General features: G+C 41.5%; 13 protein-coding genes. 12 read left to right on the top strand and 1 reads right to left on the bottom strand.

Going from position 1 to position 17,576, the window contains the following annotated elements:
* Positions 1–54 precede the first annotated feature (54 nt).
* From FXF36_RS08940 to recD2, 12 genes are all read left to right on the top strand, one after another.
* A complete protein-coding gene (locus tag FXF36_RS08940; protein WP_151623424.1) occupies positions 55–1,479 on the top strand; it encodes a carbohydrate ABC transporter permease in 1,425 nt (474 codons plus the stop codon).
* Positions 1,479–2,321, top strand: a complete 843-nt coding sequence (locus tag FXF36_RS08935) for a sugar ABC transporter permease (RefSeq protein WP_167511341.1) — start codon at positions 1,479–1,481, stop codon at positions 2,319–2,321. The genes FXF36_RS08940 and FXF36_RS08935 overlap by 1 nt, the downstream gene beginning before the upstream one ends.
* Positions 2,322–2,487: 166 nt before the next feature.
* Positions 2,488–2,748, top strand: coding sequence for a DUF1292 domain-containing protein (locus FXF36_RS08930; RefSeq protein ID WP_151623422.1), 261 nt, complete (start codon positions 2,488–2,490; stop codon positions 2,746–2,748).
* Between the two features lie 162 nt (positions 2,749–2,910).
* Positions 2,911–3,579 carry an alpha/beta hydrolase gene (locus tag FXF36_RS08925; RefSeq protein ID WP_167511340.1) on the top strand — a complete coding sequence of 223 codons (669 nt, stop codon included), beginning with the start codon at positions 2,911–2,913 and terminating at the stop codon, positions 3,577–3,579.
* An 86-nt stretch (positions 3,580–3,665) separates the two neighbouring features.
* Positions 3,666–5,129, top strand: a complete 1,464-nt coding sequence (locus tag FXF36_RS08920) for a methyl-accepting chemotaxis protein (protein WP_151623420.1) — start codon at positions 3,666–3,668, stop codon at positions 5,127–5,129.
* 183 nt (positions 5,130–5,312) lie between these two features.
* A complete protein-coding gene (gene uvrB, locus FXF36_RS08915; RefSeq protein WP_151623419.1) occupies positions 5,313–7,301 on the top strand; it encodes an excinuclease ABC subunit UvrB in 1,989 nt (662 codons plus the stop codon).
* A gap of 122 nt (positions 7,302–7,423) precedes the next feature.
* Positions 7,424–10,246 carry an excinuclease ABC subunit UvrA gene (gene uvrA / locus FXF36_RS08910; RefSeq protein WP_151623418.1) on the top strand — a complete coding sequence of 941 codons (2,823 nt, stop codon included), beginning with the start codon at positions 7,424–7,426 and terminating at the stop codon, positions 10,244–10,246.
* Positions 10,247–10,441: 195 nt separating this feature from the next.
* Positions 10,442–11,422, top strand: coding sequence for a rod shape-determining protein (locus tag FXF36_RS08905; protein WP_151623417.1), 981 nt, complete (start codon positions 10,442–10,444; stop codon positions 11,420–11,422).
* A gap of 131 nt (positions 11,423–11,553) precedes the next feature.
* The gene (locus tag FXF36_RS08900; protein WP_151623416.1) at positions 11,554–12,357 is read left to right on the top strand and encodes a flagellar hook-basal body protein; all 804 of its coding nucleotides are present in this window, start codon (positions 11,554–11,556) and stop codon (positions 12,355–12,357) included.
* Positions 12,358–12,546: 189 nt separating this feature from the next.
* A complete protein-coding gene (locus FXF36_RS08895) occupies positions 12,547–13,365 on the top strand; it encodes a flagellar hook-basal body protein (protein WP_151623415.1) in 819 nt (272 codons plus the stop codon).
* Between the two features lie 49 nt (positions 13,366–13,414).
* A complete protein-coding gene (locus FXF36_RS08890; RefSeq protein ID WP_151623414.1) occupies positions 13,415–13,870 on the top strand; it encodes a hypothetical protein in 456 nt (151 codons plus the stop codon).
* A 115-nt stretch (positions 13,871–13,985) separates the two neighbouring features.
* Positions 13,986–16,223: an SF1B family DNA helicase RecD2 gene (gene recD2, locus FXF36_RS08885; RefSeq protein WP_151625741.1), complete on the top strand. Its 2,238-nt coding sequence runs from the start codon at positions 13,986–13,988 to the stop codon at positions 16,221–16,223.
* Here the strand turns inward: recD2 and FXF36_RS08880 are convergent.
* Positions 16,207–17,352 (bottom strand): HD-GYP domain-containing protein, encoded by a 1,146-nt coding sequence (locus FXF36_RS08880; RefSeq protein WP_151623413.1) that lies wholly within the window; start codon positions 17,350–17,352, stop codon positions 16,207–16,209. The genes recD2 and FXF36_RS08880 overlap by 17 nt on opposite strands.
* Between the last annotated feature and the right edge of the window lie 224 nt (positions 17,353–17,576).

Below are 17,576 nucleotides of genomic sequence, written 5' to 3'. Positions count from 1 at the left end.
TCGTCTCACGGGCTGAAGAGATTTAGTCCGTGAGACTTTTTAAAGGAAAACTCTATGGGAAATTTGTTGAAAAAAATTGGAAACAGTTTTAAAGACTTTGGACATGCAGTAGCCTATGGTGATATCTGGGTGAAGCTATCACTTGTAATCATGGGTGCAGGATATTTTGGACGTAAGCAGTTTGTCCGCGGTATCCTCATGACTCTTTTGGAGGGAGGAATTCTCGCTTCAATTTTTGGTGTATTCGCACCATATATGGCAAAGCTTAATACTCTCGGTACAGTGCAGAGAGAAGAAGTTTTTGACATAGTAACTATGAAAAAAACTGTAAACAATTATGATAACTCTCTTTTGATTCTCTTATATGGAATTATCGGAGTTCTTGTAATTCTTGCATTTATCGCTTTATATATCAGCAATATCAAGGCCGTTTACCGAATCCAGAAGATGAAGGAGGAAGGTGAACATATCAATACCTTCTTAGATGATGTTGCTTCATTCAAGAATGAAAGATTTCACATTACACTTCTTACTCTTCCAAGTATCGGTGTAATTCTTATCAATATCATTCCAATTCTTTTCATGGTTTGTATCGCATTTACGAATTATGACGAGAATCACCAGCCACCTACATACCTCTTTACATGGGTTGGAATCAAGAACTTTGTGAACCTCTTCACTACCAGCCAGACAATCACCTTTGGCTATGCATTCGTGAGAGTACTTGCATGGACACTTATCTGGGCAGTGCTTGCTACAGCAACTACATTCCTTGGTGGTATTCTTCTTGCACAGTTTATCAATCATGAGCATACATACTTCAAGGGTATGTGGAGAACATTGTTCGTAATTACGATTGGTATTCCACAGTTCGTAACACTTCTTCTTATCAGTAAGATGTTTGGTGATTACGGTATCGTAAATACCTGGTGTGCAAATATCGGACTTTTGGACTTCTTTAAGAACATTGGTCTTTTAGGACAGGGAGCTCAGTGCATTCCATTCCTTTCACAGCCTGGTTGGGCACATGTAACTATCATACTTGTAAACATCTGGGTAGGTATTCCATATCAGATGCTTGTTGCAACAGGTATCCTTATGAATATCCCTTCAGATCAGATAGAATCAGCAAAGATAGATGGTGCCAACAAGTTCCAGATTTTCTGGAAAATTACAATGCCTTATGTAATGTTTATTACAGGACCATCACTTATTCAGTCAGTAATCGGAAATATCAATAACTTTAACGTTATTTACTTGCTTACTTACAACTACACAACCACAAATATGGCAATGGCAAACTCAAACGCCAAGGAGGTTGATCTTCTTATTACCTGGTTGTTCAGACTTACAAATGAGTACAGTAACTTCAAGATGGCATCTGTTATCGGTATCGTAACATTTATCATCTGTGCAGCCCTTTCACTTCTTACTTTCTCAAGAATGATTGGTGGAGATAAAGAGGGGGTATATAGATAATGAAGAAAACATGGAAAATCGTCGTAAGACACTTAGTTTTAGCATTTTTAGCTTTCGTTTGGCTTATCCCAATTTTCTGGTTGATAGTTACAACCTTCAGTGTTCAGAAGGGAATTAATACTAACCATTTCTTCCCAGAGCAGTGGACACTTGCAAACTATCATCAGTTGTTCTTCGAACCAGATGCTGCAGCTAACTTCCCAGCTTGGTTCAAGAATTCTATGATTATTGGTACATTCAGCTGTCTTGTTTCATCAATCTTTGTAATTATGACAGCGTATGCGTTTTCATTCATTGATTTTAAGGGAAGAAAGCAGCTTATGAGCTTTTCTCTCATCTTGGGAATGTTCCCAGGAGTACTTTCAATGATTGCTATGTACTTCATCTTAAAGATGATTGGACTAACAGATAGTGTTGTTGGACTTATTATCCTTTATTCCGGAGCATCTGGACTTGGATACTTAATTCTTAAGGGATTCTTTGATACAGTTCCTACATCACTTCATGAGGCTGCCAAGCTTGAAGGTGCTTCAGAGGCTACGATTTTTGCAAAAATTGTAGTACCACTTTCAAAGCCAATGATCGTATATACGGTAATCAATTCATTCCTGAATCCTTGGATGGATTTCGTAATGGTTCGCCTTATGATTAAGTCAAAGGATGCATCAGACTGGACAATGGCTTTAGGACTTTTCAATCTGTTACAGAGAGCACTTGTTAACCAGTACTTCGCATACTTCTGCTGCGGTGGATTGATGATTGCGGTTCCGATTTCAATACTGTTCATCGTGATGCAGAAATTCTATGTAGAAGGAGTTACTGGTGGGGCGGTAAAGGGCTAATAATTTAACTGCCGAGAAAACAGCAAATTATGGGCATTATGTGAATTGCGCCCCACTGCTGTAAGTGATTCTATTTTATTTCATAAATTTTGCTTACTCTTTACACAATTATGCTGTAATATACTAGTTACAAAACGGGGAAAGTTATGCTAAGGAGGAACCCGCGATGAGTAATGAATTCAAAGAGTATATTACATTCGTTGTTAGCACTAAAGATGGCGACGAGGTTGAGATGGCAGTTATAGACCAATTCGAATTCGAAAATAAAGGTTATGTAGCTGCAGCGCTTGTGGAAGGAGATACAGTCAGTGATGAGGGATGCTTCATCTACCGAGTAAAGGTTGGTGAGGATGACTTCAAGGTTGAGAAAATCACTAATCAGATTGACTATAACAGAATTGCAGAAGCATACATGGAAATGAATTAAGAAAGGGGCTAGCCAAAAATATTGGCTAGCCTTTATTTTATGCTATACTAGAACTATCAGTAATAGAAAGGATTCTCAACAACAAATACAATGACAAAAAAGCTTACTAAAAGAAAATTATTCACATGGATAATCAGTATATTCTTAGTTGTAGTTATTTTTGTGAAAATTTCATTATATTCGCAGGACTATTATCGAGCATCAGCCAGTGCTATGGACTACATCAACAATCCTGCCCCAGGCGTAACTGTAGAGGATAAAAGAGATACAATTGTCTTCACTCCTGAGAATGTGGAGGCGGGATTTATCTTTTACCCTGGTGGCATGGTAGAACCAGAGGCCTATGCACCGCTTATGGAGCAATTAGCAGAAAATGGAGTAGAATGCATAGTTATAAAGATGCCACATTATCTGGCTTTCTTTGATGCCAATGGAGCCCGTGGGATTCAGCAAAAGTACCCTGAAATTGACAAATGGTACATCGGTGGTCACAGCCTTGGTGGTGCAATGGCTTCAATGTATGGAAATTTACACGCGAAGGAATATGAAGGAGTTATTTTCCTTGCCGCCTATGCAACAAACGATATGACAGATAAGGATATCAAAGCTCTCCTGATTCGTGGCGATCAGGATGGTGTATTAAATATGGACCGATACAATGAAAGCTTTGCAAATCTTCCAAAAGAGACAAAAGAAGTAGTAATTAAAGGTGGTTGCCATGCATACTTTGGAGATTACGGTCCTCAGTTTAATGATGGAACTCCAAACATTACTGTGGAGGAGCAAACCCAGCAGACTCTTGCTGAAATTGTAGATTTTATTAAGGAATAAAGAACTTTCTGTGAAACAGATTGTGTGATGCTAAACATGGTTGTATTGTAAGCTTGTAGGATTGTTTTCTAGAATCAGGAGGCACTATGGATTTACGAGAACAACATGTTTATGAACGAAATAAATTAGCTTTCAAATTGGGAAGTATTATTCAGCTATTTCAGTTGGTTGCTACGGTAGCATATGCAGACCAAAGAGTAGGTTTTATGAATACCACCATAATGGTGGTGCTGCAGGTTATTTGCGGAGCATTCTTTGTATACAGTTATTTGAGGTATAGTCACAGGAATCGTGGAAAATATTTCATGATGTTGGCTGGGCTTTTCAGCTATCTGGTTGTTATGCTTGGTTCCGTACATATCACCTATATGTGGGCGTTCGGAGCTGGTCTTTTGATACTAGTACTGCTTTTTGCGGATAACACGTTAACATTTGCCACGTCAATAGCAGTGATGACAATAAATGTTCTATATGTGCCACTTTTCTACAAGTATTCAATAGAAGTGGCGGATAGGCATTGGGCGGTTATAACAGATGTAGTATTTGCCCTGTTGCTTGGATTGATGGCTATTTTCTATGTGCGCTTGAATAGTAGACATAATAGAGAGTCAGTTGAGGAAATAGAGGAAGCATCAAGACAGCAGCAGGAAAGTGCAAAGCATATTGAAGAGATAGGAATTCAGATAGCCGATAGGTTGGAAAATGCAAACGATGCCATGGAGGCTTTGGCAGATAAGGTTTCTGCATCAGCTGAGAGTGCTCAGCAAATCTCATCCTCAGTCACATTAACTGCTGAAGCAATTCAGACCCAGACGGAGATGAATTCAAGCATCACAGAAGCTCTTGATAATATTGCTCATCAGTCAAGGGCGATGAGGCGAAACTCTGATGAGGTTACCGAGAACATTACAGATGGAAATTCTCTTGTAAAGGAGCTTAGAAAAAAATCTGAAGAAGCTTCGGCAATCAATGCAGAGACAGCAGAAATGACCTTGGCACTTCAGTCATCAGCTGATACGGTAAAGGATATTGTTAGCACAATCCTTGATATTAGTGGACAGACCAATTTGCTGGCTCTAAATGCATCAATAGAGGCAGCAAGAGCTGGCGAAGCAGGCAAGGGCTTTGCGGTGGTCGCAGATGAAATCAGAGCTCTTTCAGAGCACACTAAGGAATCGGCGGAGGAAATTGCCAAGACTATAGAAGACCTTATTAAAAGAGTGCAGATTGCTTCGGAGAATATGCAGAAGTCTGTTGATTCCGCAAATCAGCAGGGTGAGATGATTGTGGAAACAGGAGATAAGTTCAAGGAAATACTTGATAAAGTTACTGATCTGACCCGCCGTGCGGCAACCATTTCAGAGAATGTTGATGAGTGTGTTGATGCCAATGCAAAGGTAATGGATGCTATCAGCAATCTTTCAGCTACTTCAGAAGAGGTTGCAGCTTCTGCTGAATCAAGCATCACAATTAGCCAGGAGTGCGAGGATGATATGAAGGCGACAGAAGATATTCTCCATGAAATTTTGAAAATCAGCCGTAACAAATAAATACAAATGAACTTTGGAGACCTGTAGATTTTCTGCAGGTCTCTTTTAAATAGGCTTCCCCTTGAGGGGAAGCTGTCAGCAGAGCTGACTGATGAGGTGTATTTTAGAACAAATGTTTGACAACGGCATCCTCTGTGTTATAATTCTTTTATAACATTGTACACAATCAATTTAGGTGAAATTATGGATTTCAAATTACATTCTGAATACAAACCAACTGGTGACCAGCCCCAGGCAATAGAGGCCCTTGTCCAAGGCTTTAAAGAGGGCAATCAGATGCAGACACTCCTTGGTGTTACTGGCTCAGGAAAGACTTTCACCATGGCAAATGTCATTGAGCAGCTGAACAAACCCACACTTATTATTGCCCATAATAAGACTCTTGCTGGTCAGCTTTATTCAGAGTTCAAGGAATTTTTCCCAGAGAACGCAGTTGAATATTTTGTGTCCTACTACGATTATTATCAGCCTGAGGCCTACGTGCCTAGCACTGATACCTATATCGCCAAGGATTCTTCTATAAATGATGAGATTGATAAATTACGTCTTTCGGCTACAGCATCGCTTTCGGAGCGTAGGGACGTAATCATCGTGTCATCTGTTTCATGTATCTATGGTATCGGTGAGCCAGACGATTTCCAGAACATGATGGTTAGTCTTCGCCCGGGTGATATGAAGGACAGGGATGATGTTATTCACGAGCTTATCAATATCCAGTACATGCGAAATGACATGGATTTTGCTCGTGGAACCTTCAGAGTTCGTGGAGATACGCTAGAGGTTATTCCAGCAAACACCAGTGACTATGGAATCCGCATCGAATTCTTTGGAGATGAGATAGATCGTATTTGTGAAACGGATATTATGACAGGGCAGGTGAAACGCACTTTGGAGCATTGCGCGATTTTCCCTGCCAGCCATTATGTTATTCCTCAGGATAAAATTAATGCAGCCTGTGCCAGCATTGAGGCTGAGCTTGACGAGCGGGTGAAATACTTCAAATCCGAAGATAAGCTGATAGAGGCGCAGCGAATAGCTGAACGAACCAATTTTGATATAGAAATGCTTCGTGAAACAGGCTTCTGTTCAGGAATCGAAAACTATAGCCGTCACATGACAAATCAGCAGCCGGGAGAGCCACCGAAGTGCCTTATAGACTATTTTGGAGATGATTTCCTAATAATTGTGGATGAGAGCCATATTACACTTCCTCAGGTTAGAGGTATGTTTGCAGGTGATCAGGCCAGAAAGCGTACCCTTGTGGAGTACGGGTTCAGACTACCTTCAGCTCTTGATAATCGTCCTCTGAATTTTGGTGAGTTCGAGTCAAAGCTTGACCAGATTATGTTCGTAAGTGCCACACCAGGTGACTACGAGGAGGAGCATGAGATGCTTCGCACCGAGCAAGTCATCAGACCTACTGGACTGCTTGACCCAGAGGTGGAGGTTCGCCCAGTGGAGGGACAGATTGATGATTTGTTTGCAGAGATTAAAAAGGAAACAGCAAACAAGAATAAAGTGATGATAACCACTCTTACCAAGCGAATGGCTGAGGATTTGACAGATTATCTTGCCGAGCTTGGTGTGCGTGTGAAATATATGCATTCGGATATTGATACCATGGAGCGAGCGGAGATTATTCGTGACCTGCGTTTGGATGTATTCGATGTTCTTGTCGGAATCAATCTTCTTCGCGAGGGCTTGGACATTCCAGAGATTACATTGGTTGCAATCCTTGATGCCGATAAGGAAGGCTTCCTTCGAAGTGAGCGCTCACTGATTCAGACTATTGGTCGTGCGGCTCGAAACTCTGAAGGTCACGTTATTATGTACGCTGACACCATAACAGAATCAATGGAAAAGGCTATCTCAGAAACTGAGCGCCGTCGTGAGATTCAAAAGGCATATAATGAGGCCCATGGCATAACTCCAAAGACTATCCAGAAATCAGTTCGCGAGCTCATTTCTATCTCCAAGGATATTGCAAAGAAGGAAATGCAGTTCAAGAAGGACCCTGAAGAAATGGACAAGCAGGAGCTTGAAAAGCTTATTGCAGATATTCAGAAGAAGATGCAGAAGGCTGCAGCAGAGTTGAACTTCGAAGCAGCTGCAGAATATCGTGACAAGATGGTAGAACTTAAGAATATGATGATAAAAATGTCTGAAGAGTAATTTATTTTCTTGCTTGCAAGAAGAATAAATTCTCTTGAGACATCTAACAACATGAGGAATTTGGAACAAATTCCGAATGCTTGTTAGACTTGTGAAACAAGTCATTTTTATGAGGTGTAAATGTGAAAGAAAGAAAATATATAAAGATTAAAGGCGCAAATGAGCATAACCTAAAAAATATTAGTATTGATATCCCAAGAGACGAATTCGTTGTCCTCACAGGACTTTCCGGCTCGGGAAAATCTTCCTTAGCCTTCGATACAATCTTTGCCGAGGGACAGCGTCGCTACATGGAGTCATTATCATCCTATGCACGTCAGTTCTTGGGCCAGATGGAAAAGCCAAACGTGGAGCATATGGAAGGAATGCCTCCGGCTATCTCGATTGACCAGAAGAGCACAAACCACAATCCACGTTCTACAGTGGGTACAGTTACAGAAATTTATGACTACATGAGACTGCTTTATGCCCGTTGCGGAGTGCCACACTGCCCTAACTGTGGTAAGCCAATCAGCAAGCAGACTGTAGACCAGATGGTAGATGCTATTATGGCTCTTCCAGAGCGTACTAAGATTCAGCTTCTTGCACCAGTTGTAAGAGGTCGCAAGGGTACCCATGAGAAGCTATTTGAAAAGGCAAAGAAGTCGGGCTATGTTCGTGTTAATGTAGATGGAAACGTATATGACCTTTCAGAGGAAATAAAGCTTGATAAAAATATAAAGCACAACATTGAAATCGTTGTAGACCGTCTTGTAATAAAGGAAGGCATTGAGAAGCGTCTTACAGATTCCATCGAGGCTGTTTTAAAACTGGCTGATGGACTGATGATTGTAGATGTAATCGATGGAGAACCAATCAGATTTTCTGAGGGATTCTCATGCCCAGATTGTGGAATCAGTATCGACGAGGTAGAGCCACGTAGCTTCTCCTTCAACAATCCATTTGGTGCCTGCCCAGAGTGCTTTGGTTTGGGATATAAGATGGAATTCGATGAGGATCTTATGATTCCTGACAAGAGCCTGTCTTTCAACGAAGGTTGCGTCCAGGTTATGGGATGGCAGTCTTCTAATAAAAAGGGCAGCTTCGCTCACGCGCTGTTAGAAGCATTGGCTTCTGAATACGATTTCTCATTGGATACACCTTACAAGGAGCTTCCAGAAAAGATTCGTGACATGTTCCTTCATGGCTTTGACCGTTCAGTAGATGTGCATTATGAAGGACAGCGTGGACGAGGAGTTTATCCTACAGTATTCGAGGGACTAATAGAAAATGTTAACAGACGCTATAAAGAGACCTTCTCTGAATCAGCAAAGCGTGAATATGAGGAATTCATGTTTTATAGTGAATGTCCTTGCTGTCATGGTCAGCGTCTGAAGAAGGAAAGCCTTGCTGTTACAATTGCAGATAAAAATATCTTTGAGATGACCCAGTACCCTGTTCACGAGCTATACGATTTGATTGAAAATCTTAAGCTTACAGAACAGCAGATGAAGATTGGTGCTGTGGTTCTTAAAGAAATCAGAAATAGATTGAAATTCATGGTGGATGTGGGATTGGATTATCTCACCCTTGCCAGAGCTACAGCTTCTCTTTCAGGTGGAGAGGCTCAGCGAATCCGTCTTGCCACACAGATTGGTTCGGGTCTGGTTGGCGTAGCCTACATTTTGGATGAGCCATCTATTGGCCTTCACCAAAAGGATAATGACAAGTTATTAGCATCCCTTAAGGGATTGAGAGATCTTGGAAATACGCTAATTGTTGTTGAACACGATGCGGATACCATGAAGGCTGCGGATTATCTTGTGGATATCGGACCTCGCGCAGGCAAGGATGGTGGAGAAGTGGTTGCTGCGGGTACTCCAGAGGAGATTATGGCGAACCCTAATTCCATCACAGGTCAGTACCTCAGTGGAAAGCTTTGCATCCCTGTCCCATCGGAGCGCAGAGAACCAAAGGGATGGCTTACTATAAAGGGTGCAAGGGAGCACAACCTTAAGAATATAGATGTAGATATTCCGACAGGAATCATGACTGTTGTTACAGGTGTATCTGGTTCAGGAAAGAGCTCACTTATCAACGAGATTTTATATAAGGATCTGGCAAAGCGCCTTAATCGCGCAAGAAAGATTTCTGGAAAGCATGATGATATTCTTGGTGTGGAGGTTCTTGATAAAGTAATTGATATCGACCAGTCACCTATCGGACGTACACCTCGTTCAAATCCTGCTACCTATACAGGCGTATTCGATTTGATTCGTGATTTATTCGCCGGTACTACAGAAGCAAAGGAACGCGGTTACAATAAGGGGCGCTTCTCCTTCAACGTAAAGGGCGGTCGCTGTGAAGCCTGCTCTGGAGATGGAATCATCAAAATCGAAATGCATTTCCTTCCCGACGTATATGTGCCTTGTGAGGTATGCGGTGGAAAACGTTACAACCGCGAGACCTTAGAGGTCCACTATAAAGGTAAGACCATCTATGATGTGCTTGATATGACTGTTGAGGAGGCTTGCGAGTTTTTCAAAAACGTACCAAGTATTTACAACAAGATACAGTGTCTGTATGACGTTGGACTTGGCTATATCAAGCTTGGACAGCCATCTACAACCTTGTCCGGTGGAGAGGCACAGAGAATCAAGCTTGCCACAGAGCTTTCGCGTCGAGCTACTGGAAAGACTATTTATATTCTTGATGAGCCTACCACAGGTTTGCATTTTGATGATGTGAATAAGCTTGTTGAGATTATGAGAAAGCTTTCTGATTCTGGAAACACTGTTGTGGTAATCGAGCATAATCTGGACGTAATCAAGTGTGCAGATTACATCATCGACATGGGACCTGATGGTGGAGACCGCGGCGGCACTGTGATTGCTAAAGGAACACCTGAGGAAATCGTAAAAGTAAAGCGTAGTTATACGGGCCAGTATCTTAAAGATTATCTATAGCCAGTAGCAATCAATTTCTTAGTGTTACTGAAAGGAACATGTAGTGACTGAAAGTGACACTAAGGATTAATAGTGTAACTGGTTAAGAAGGACTTGAAACCTTAAATATTTCGTATATAATAGAAAAGTAAAAATGCGTTATTGTGTCCAATTGGGCAATTCTATTATATACAGAAATAAGAAAGGAATAAGAAAATGGCAGGATCAGATATCGGAATCGATTTAGGTACAGCGAGCGTCCTTGTTTATGCAAAGGGCAAGGGTGTTGTTTTAAAAGAGCCTTCAGTAGTGGCTTTTGATAGAGATACAAACAAGATTAAAGAAATCGGCGAGGAGGCACGTCTTATGATTGGACGTACTCCTGGAAATATCGTAGCTGTTCGTCCACTTCGTCAGGGTGTTATCTCTGATTACACAGTTACTGAGAAGATGATTAAGTACTTCGTTCAGAAGGCAATGGGCAAGAAGAGCTATCGTAAGCCACGTATTGCAGTTTGTGTTCCTTCTGGTGCTACAGAAGTAGAGAAGCGTGCCGTAGAGGACGCTGCATTTGCAGCAGGTGCCCGTGAGGTTTCTATCATTGAAGAGCCTATCGCAGCAGCCATCGGTGCTGGTATCGATATTTCACTTCCTATGGGAAATATGATTGTAGATATCGGTGGTGGTACAGCAGATATCGCTGTTATCTCACTTGGTAGCTCAGTTGTCAGCACATCTATCAAGGTTGCTGGTGATGATTTCGATGAGGCTATCGTTCGTTACATGAGAAAGAAGCACAATCTTCTTATCGGTGAGCGTACTGCCGAGGATATCAAGATTAAGATTGGTCGTTGCTTCCCACTTGGCGAGGCTGAGACTATGGATGTTAGAGGAAGAAACCTTGTTTCAGGTCTTCCAAAGACTATTACAGTTTCATCAGAGGAGACAGAGGAAGCTCTCAAGGAATCTACAATGCAGATTGTTGAGGCTATCCACTCAGTTCTCGAGAGAACTCCACCAGAGCTTGCAGCAGACGTTGCCGACAGAGGTATCGTTCTTACAGGTGGTGGTGCACTCCTTCGTGGTCTTGAGGAGCTTATCGAGGACCGCACAGGTATCAACACTATGACAGCTGACGAGGCTATGACTTGCGTAGCCATCGGAACAGGTCGTTACGTAGAACTTTTATCAGATTAATATAGGCTTTCATATGAGGTAATAACCCCTTTTGTTATATTTTTTAACAGAAGGGGTTAATTTTATTTATAAGAGTCCGATAACCTAGATGTAGAATAGTGTAAACGTTGCAAAATACGTAGGGGGCATACATGGTAAAAGGACTCTATACAGCCTTCACAGGCATGGTCAATGAGCAGAAAAGAATGGATGTTATGACCAACAACTTGGCAAACTCTGCGACCACTGGATACAAGAAAGAGGCAATGGTTGCTCAGGCCTTCGATGAAAAGCTTGCAATCAAGATAAAGGACACCTCACATTGGCATAATATGCCAGAGAAGATAGGTTCTATTTCACTAGGTGCGAAGGTTGGTGAGACTTACACTAATTGGGACCAGGGAGCATTTCAGGTTACTGACAAGGATTCTGATGTAGCTCTTGGTGGAAGAGGTTTCTTCGCAATTGAATTTACTAATAAAGCAGGAGAGACTTCTATCAAGTATACGAGAGATGGTGCATTTACCGTGGATGTTGATGGATATTTAAGAACCTCTGACGGCGACTATGTACTGAATTCTGATGGAGCTTTATCCTCACAATATGGTGATGGCTACCGAGTTCAGATTGACCCTGTGCTGAAGTATACTATAGCTAGTGATGGAACAATCTATCAGAACAATGAAGAAGTGGATACCATCGGAGTTATTGACATTGATAACTACGATTACATCAATAAATATGGCGAGAATCTTTATGACCTGATTCCTGGCGGCAATATTGTAGAAAGCGAAGCCATCGTTGAGCAGGGAATGCTTGAGGCATCAAACGTCAATGTAGTTGACGAGATGGTTAGTATGATAACCATCGCCCGCGCCTACGAAGCAGGCCAAAAAATGATTCAAACCGAAGACTCTACACTCGAAAAAACCGTAAACACAATAGGTAGAGTTTAATCGAAAACCAATAATGATTAGCTAGCAAATGTAAATAACTTATAGTTATCTAGAATTTAGACCTATAGAGTAAAAATAGCTGGTAGGCAACAAGCTCTTAGGTCTCTGAATGAGGCGTGTAGCCGAAGAAAGAGACACTAAGGCTTGAGAGCGTAACCAGCGAGAGATAACCTTGGGGGGTATTCAAGTATGGTAAGATCTTTGTGGTCAGCAGCTTCAGGTATGAAGGGCCAGCAAACTCAAGTTGATACAATTGCAAATAACTTGGCAAATGTAAACACTACAGCATATAAGACTCAGTCAGCTCAGTTCAAGACCCTGCTGTATCAAACATTGGAGGCAACCTCCACAAATGCAAATGGTGATAGTAAACCTACAAGTGCTCAGGTGGGTCTTGGTACAAGAGTGGCATCTTTGAATGCAAACTTTGCTCAAGGTAATCAGATAGCCACAGAGAGCCAGACAGCAATGTGCATTGTAGGAGAGGGCTTCTTTGCAGTTCAGGATAGTGATGAAACCCACTACACCAGAAATGGTAACTTTACCTGGGCTATTAATGAACAGGGAAACAAGGTACTTACCACAGCAGAGGGCTATCAGGTACTTGATCAGGCAGGAAATATTATCGCCATTCCAAACACAGCAGGCGATTTGAACTTTGCAGTAGATCCAGAGACTGGCGCAACTTCTTATAAGAATGCTCAGGGACAGGTTGTTCAGACGGGACAGAGAATTGCACTTTATCAATTCACCAATAGAGTTGGCTTAGATAAGATAGGCGAGAATCTTTATGATGAGTCTGCAGCATCTGGAGAGCCTCTTTCAGAGTGGAATACACAGGGAGTTACAAGAAGCCAGATATTCCAGAATTACCTAGAAGGCTCGAATGTAAATGTTGCTGATGAAATGGTAAATCTTATCATTGCACAGCGTGCATATGAAATGAACTCAAAGGCTATAACAACTTCTGACACAATGTTAGAACAAGCTAATAACCTTAAGAGATAAAAGTAATTAAAGTGAAAATGGTTCTTTTTTAACACAGGGGGATACGAAAATGATGGATGTAACAGGAATGAGCACGTACCTGCAGACGCAGTACGCAAACCAAAACAAGGCGCTTGCCGAGACAACTTCAAAATCTATCAGTGGAATTTCAAAGGATTCCAGCGAAGAGGAAATCACCAAGGCGGTGAAGGACTTTGAAACCTACATGATGGAAAAGGTCATCAAGCAAATGAAGGAAACTGTCACCATGGAGGAAAAGGACAACGATACCATGAGCATGTACAAGGACCTTTATCTCGATCAGGCAATCACACAGATTGCTTCACAGCTTGTGGATGAAATTGGTGGTGATATCACCGATGATTTTGTACAGCAGATTATGCGAAATTATGGAATCACCGGAAACTCAAATCTGCCAACAGAAAACGCAGGTCTAGGTAATGATGTTGTTTCCGAAAACATTGCAAACACAACAGGTTCTACAGTAACCGGCGTCCAAGCCTAATTTAAGTAAATCAAATGCCACCCAGAGTTAAAACTCCTGGGTGGTATTTTTAATGTTAATGAAAAAGAGGACTTCTATTATCAAATTGCAGGCAGTTTATGATAATATATACCCTATGGAAGAATTAACAGGATATGTAGAAAATATAATATTTAGAAACGCAGATAATGGCTACACAGTGCTGGATTTCGTATATGATGAGATGCTAATCACCTGTACGGGACTGTTTCCTACCCTGGGAGAGGGTGAGAACCTGTTGTTGAGAGGTGATTTCGTGGATCACCCAACCTATGGCAAGCAGTTCAAGGTGGCAAGCCACGAGGTGGTGGAGCCAGCGGATGAGCTTTCAATGGAGCGATATTTAGGCTCAGGAGCTATAAGAGGTATAGGTCCAAAGTTGGCAGCAAGAATCATAAAGCAGTTTGGCGCAGATACCTTTAGGTTAATCGAAGAGGAACCTGAACGTCTGGCAGAGGTAAAGGGAATCTCATTGAATAAGGCTATGGAGATTTCCGACCAGATTGTTGGAGCTAAGGATATCCGAAACGCTATGATGTTCCTTGATAAATATGGACTTCACGGCAATACTGCCATCAAGATATACAATCGCTTTGGAAATGATATTTATAATGTCATTCAAAGCAATCCATATAGGCTTGCGGATGAGGTGGCAGGTATCGGCTTTAAAACAGCCGACGAGATAGCAGGCCAGGTTGGAATCAAGGTGGATTCTGAGTTTAGAATCAAGGGCGGAATACAGTATATTCTCAGCCAGGGTGCTGGAATGGGACACACATATCTTCCTATTGAAAAGCTGACTGAGATGTCCGTGGAGCTTTTGAGGGTTGATGCTGATTCTGTGGAGGCTCAGATTATGAACCTTGCCATGGATAAAAAGCTGATTATTAAGCGTGACGAGGATGACAATAAGCAGGTTTATTCCAGAGCTTTTTATCGAATGGAAGAATCAATTGCAGGAATGCTGAAGGAATTGAATCTGACCTACAAGGTTGATAAATCCGACCTGGAAAAAGTCATTCGAAGAATCGAAAAAGATGAGAATTTCCAATTGGATGAGCTCCAAAAGGAAGCTGTTATAAGTGCTGCGGAGCGTGGACTCTTCATTCTTACAGGTGGTCCTGGTACTGGAAAAACTACCACAATCACCACTATGATTCATATTTTTGAGGAAGAGGGCTACAGCATCTTTCTTGGAGCCCCAACAGGCCGTGCTGCAAAGCGAATGAGTGAAGCAACTGGCTACGAGGCACGTACAATTCATAGAATGCTTGAGGTTTCGGGCAGGCCAAGTGAAGAGGACGATGTAGCAAGCTTTGCAAAGTTCGAGCGAAATGAGGAGAATCCTCTTGAGTGTGATGTAATTATTATTGATGAGATGTCAATGGTGGATGTTTCTCTGATGTATGCTCTTTTAAAGGCCATAACTCCAGGGACAAGGTTAATTCTGGTTGGCGACGAGCACCAGCTTCCAAGTGTTGGCCCTGGAAATGTTTTAAAGGATATTCTGGCGTCAAACCAATTTACATCTGTCACTTTGGAAAAGATTTTCCGTCAGGCTCAGGAGAGTGATATTGTCATGAACGCCCATAAGATTCACAAGGGCGAGCACATGGAGCTTGATAATAAATCAAAGGATTTCTTTTTCCTTAAGAGGAATGATGCAGACACGATTATCAATGTAATGCTCACTCTCGTAAAGGATAAGATGCCCAAATATGTAGATGCCAATATTAGCGATATTCAGGTTCTCACACCAACCCGCAAGGGCTTGATTGGTGTGGAGCGACTAAATGGAATTCTTCAGCAATATCTTAACCCTCCATCAATGAAGAAAAATGAGTGGAAGGGTGAGACTAGAATATTCCGTGAGGGTGATAAGGTTATGCAAATTCGCAACGATTATCAGCTTGAGTGGGAAGTGAAGGGTAACTACAACATCACTATTGATAAAGGATTGGGTGTATTCAATGGCGATGTGGGAATTATTAAGGAGATTAACGATTGGTCCAAGTCGGTTGTAGTTGAATTTGAAGAGGGAAGAACAGTTAGCTATCCGTTTGCCAGCTTAGACGAGCTGGAGTTAGCCTATGCAATCACTATTCACAAGTCACAGGGTTCGGAGTATCCAGCTGTTGTAATGCCTATTATGGAGGGACCAAAGATGCTTATGAATAGGAACCTTCTTTATACTGCTATTACCAGAGCAAAAAAATGCGTCACCATGGTAGGCGACGCAAATGTCTATTATTCAATGATAGATAATGTCTCTCAGGCAAAGCGCTATTCAGGTCTTAAGGCCAGAATAGAGGAAGCCTTTAGAGAATCGATTTAATATAAAGGTCATTAAAGGCACTGTCAGCAAGATTTATTATATCACCAGTGTCCATTTGAACAACAGGTCGTGAAAGGTTTGATTTATTAATGTAAACCACGCGGCCTGTTTTTGCATTGTTAAGCATAATTCGGCTGTTGTTATAGGTGTTGGCAATATGCTCCAAGAAGGTGAGGATATATTTGGTGTTAAATTTCTTCAATCCTTCCTGTTCGAATTGGTTGATGACCTGGAAGGAGCAGAGTGGGTCGCGATGAGCACGGGCAGAAGTCATGGCATCGTACACATCAGCTATAGCCACAATGCTGGCAAAATCGTCAATCTCATCCTCCTCTAAACCTCTAGGATAACCACTGCCATCACTTCGTTCGTGATGCTGGAGTGCAGCATAGAGAATTCTTGGGTCGAAACCTTTATCATTTAACAGTTTTTTGCCAAGAACAGGGTGGGATTTCATGGTTGCATATTCTTCATCGGTGTATTTCCCTGGTTTATTCAAAATGCTTTCAGGAATTTGAGTCTTTCCAATATCATGTAAAAGGCCTGCAAGGGTTAGAATGTTTAAGTCCTCTCTTGGCATCTGAAGCCACTTTCCTATACAGCGAGAGATGAGAGCTACATTAAGTGAGTGACAGTAAAGTGGATCCTCGAGGTTTCGCATATTACCTAGCATATCTAGAAGTTCAAGAGCAGTTTTTGACTTGAAAAGTGCCTCGCAATTTTTAAGCATAGAATCGATACACTCTGCACCGCCTCCTGCAATGATGATTTTGAAATCTTCCTTCAGAGTAGTGAGATTAAGTGCGTAATCCGATTGGAATTTTTGAAACTTAGGTGAGGCCTTGAGCCTCTGGGTATAGGTAATCTGATTACTTACATAAGCTTCTTTGCTTGGAGACTCTTTTTTTTCAGGCTTAGTTTCGGTCTCAACTTCTTGCTCAGGCTCAGGAATTTCCTCAGGTTCAGGTTCCTCAACATTTGCAGATTCTATCTTATAAAAAGTGAGCTTGGCAATCATTTGCGGAGTCAGTTTATCGCCAGCTTTGATAAGAACCTGACCGCGCTTTGTGACCACAGGCTCAGCTACAATCATATTAGGTTCTAGTGCATCTACAGTCAGTGTAATCATATTCAACCTCACGTATTGTCTATACAAATAAATTATAGGGAAGAAAAAATCTAAATACAATACACTTCACAGTAGTTACAAAAAATAGTATTTTTTGTGAAATGGTTGTGAATTAAGACAAAAGCAACAATATGCCTATTGCTAAAGGGACATTAGGGGTATATACTTAGTCTACCTAAGTATGGTCTTAGGCAAATTTCATTTTTTATTTTTATAGAAAGAGA

The sequence above is a fragment of the Pseudobutyrivibrio xylanivorans genome (assembly GCF_008935055.1).
Lineage (GTDB): Bacteria > Bacillota > Clostridia > Lachnospirales > Lachnospiraceae > Pseudobutyrivibrio > Pseudobutyrivibrio xylanivorans_A.
The sequence above is the reverse complement of the archived record's forward strand: the minus strand, read 5'-3'. Positions and strand labels throughout refer to the sequence as shown.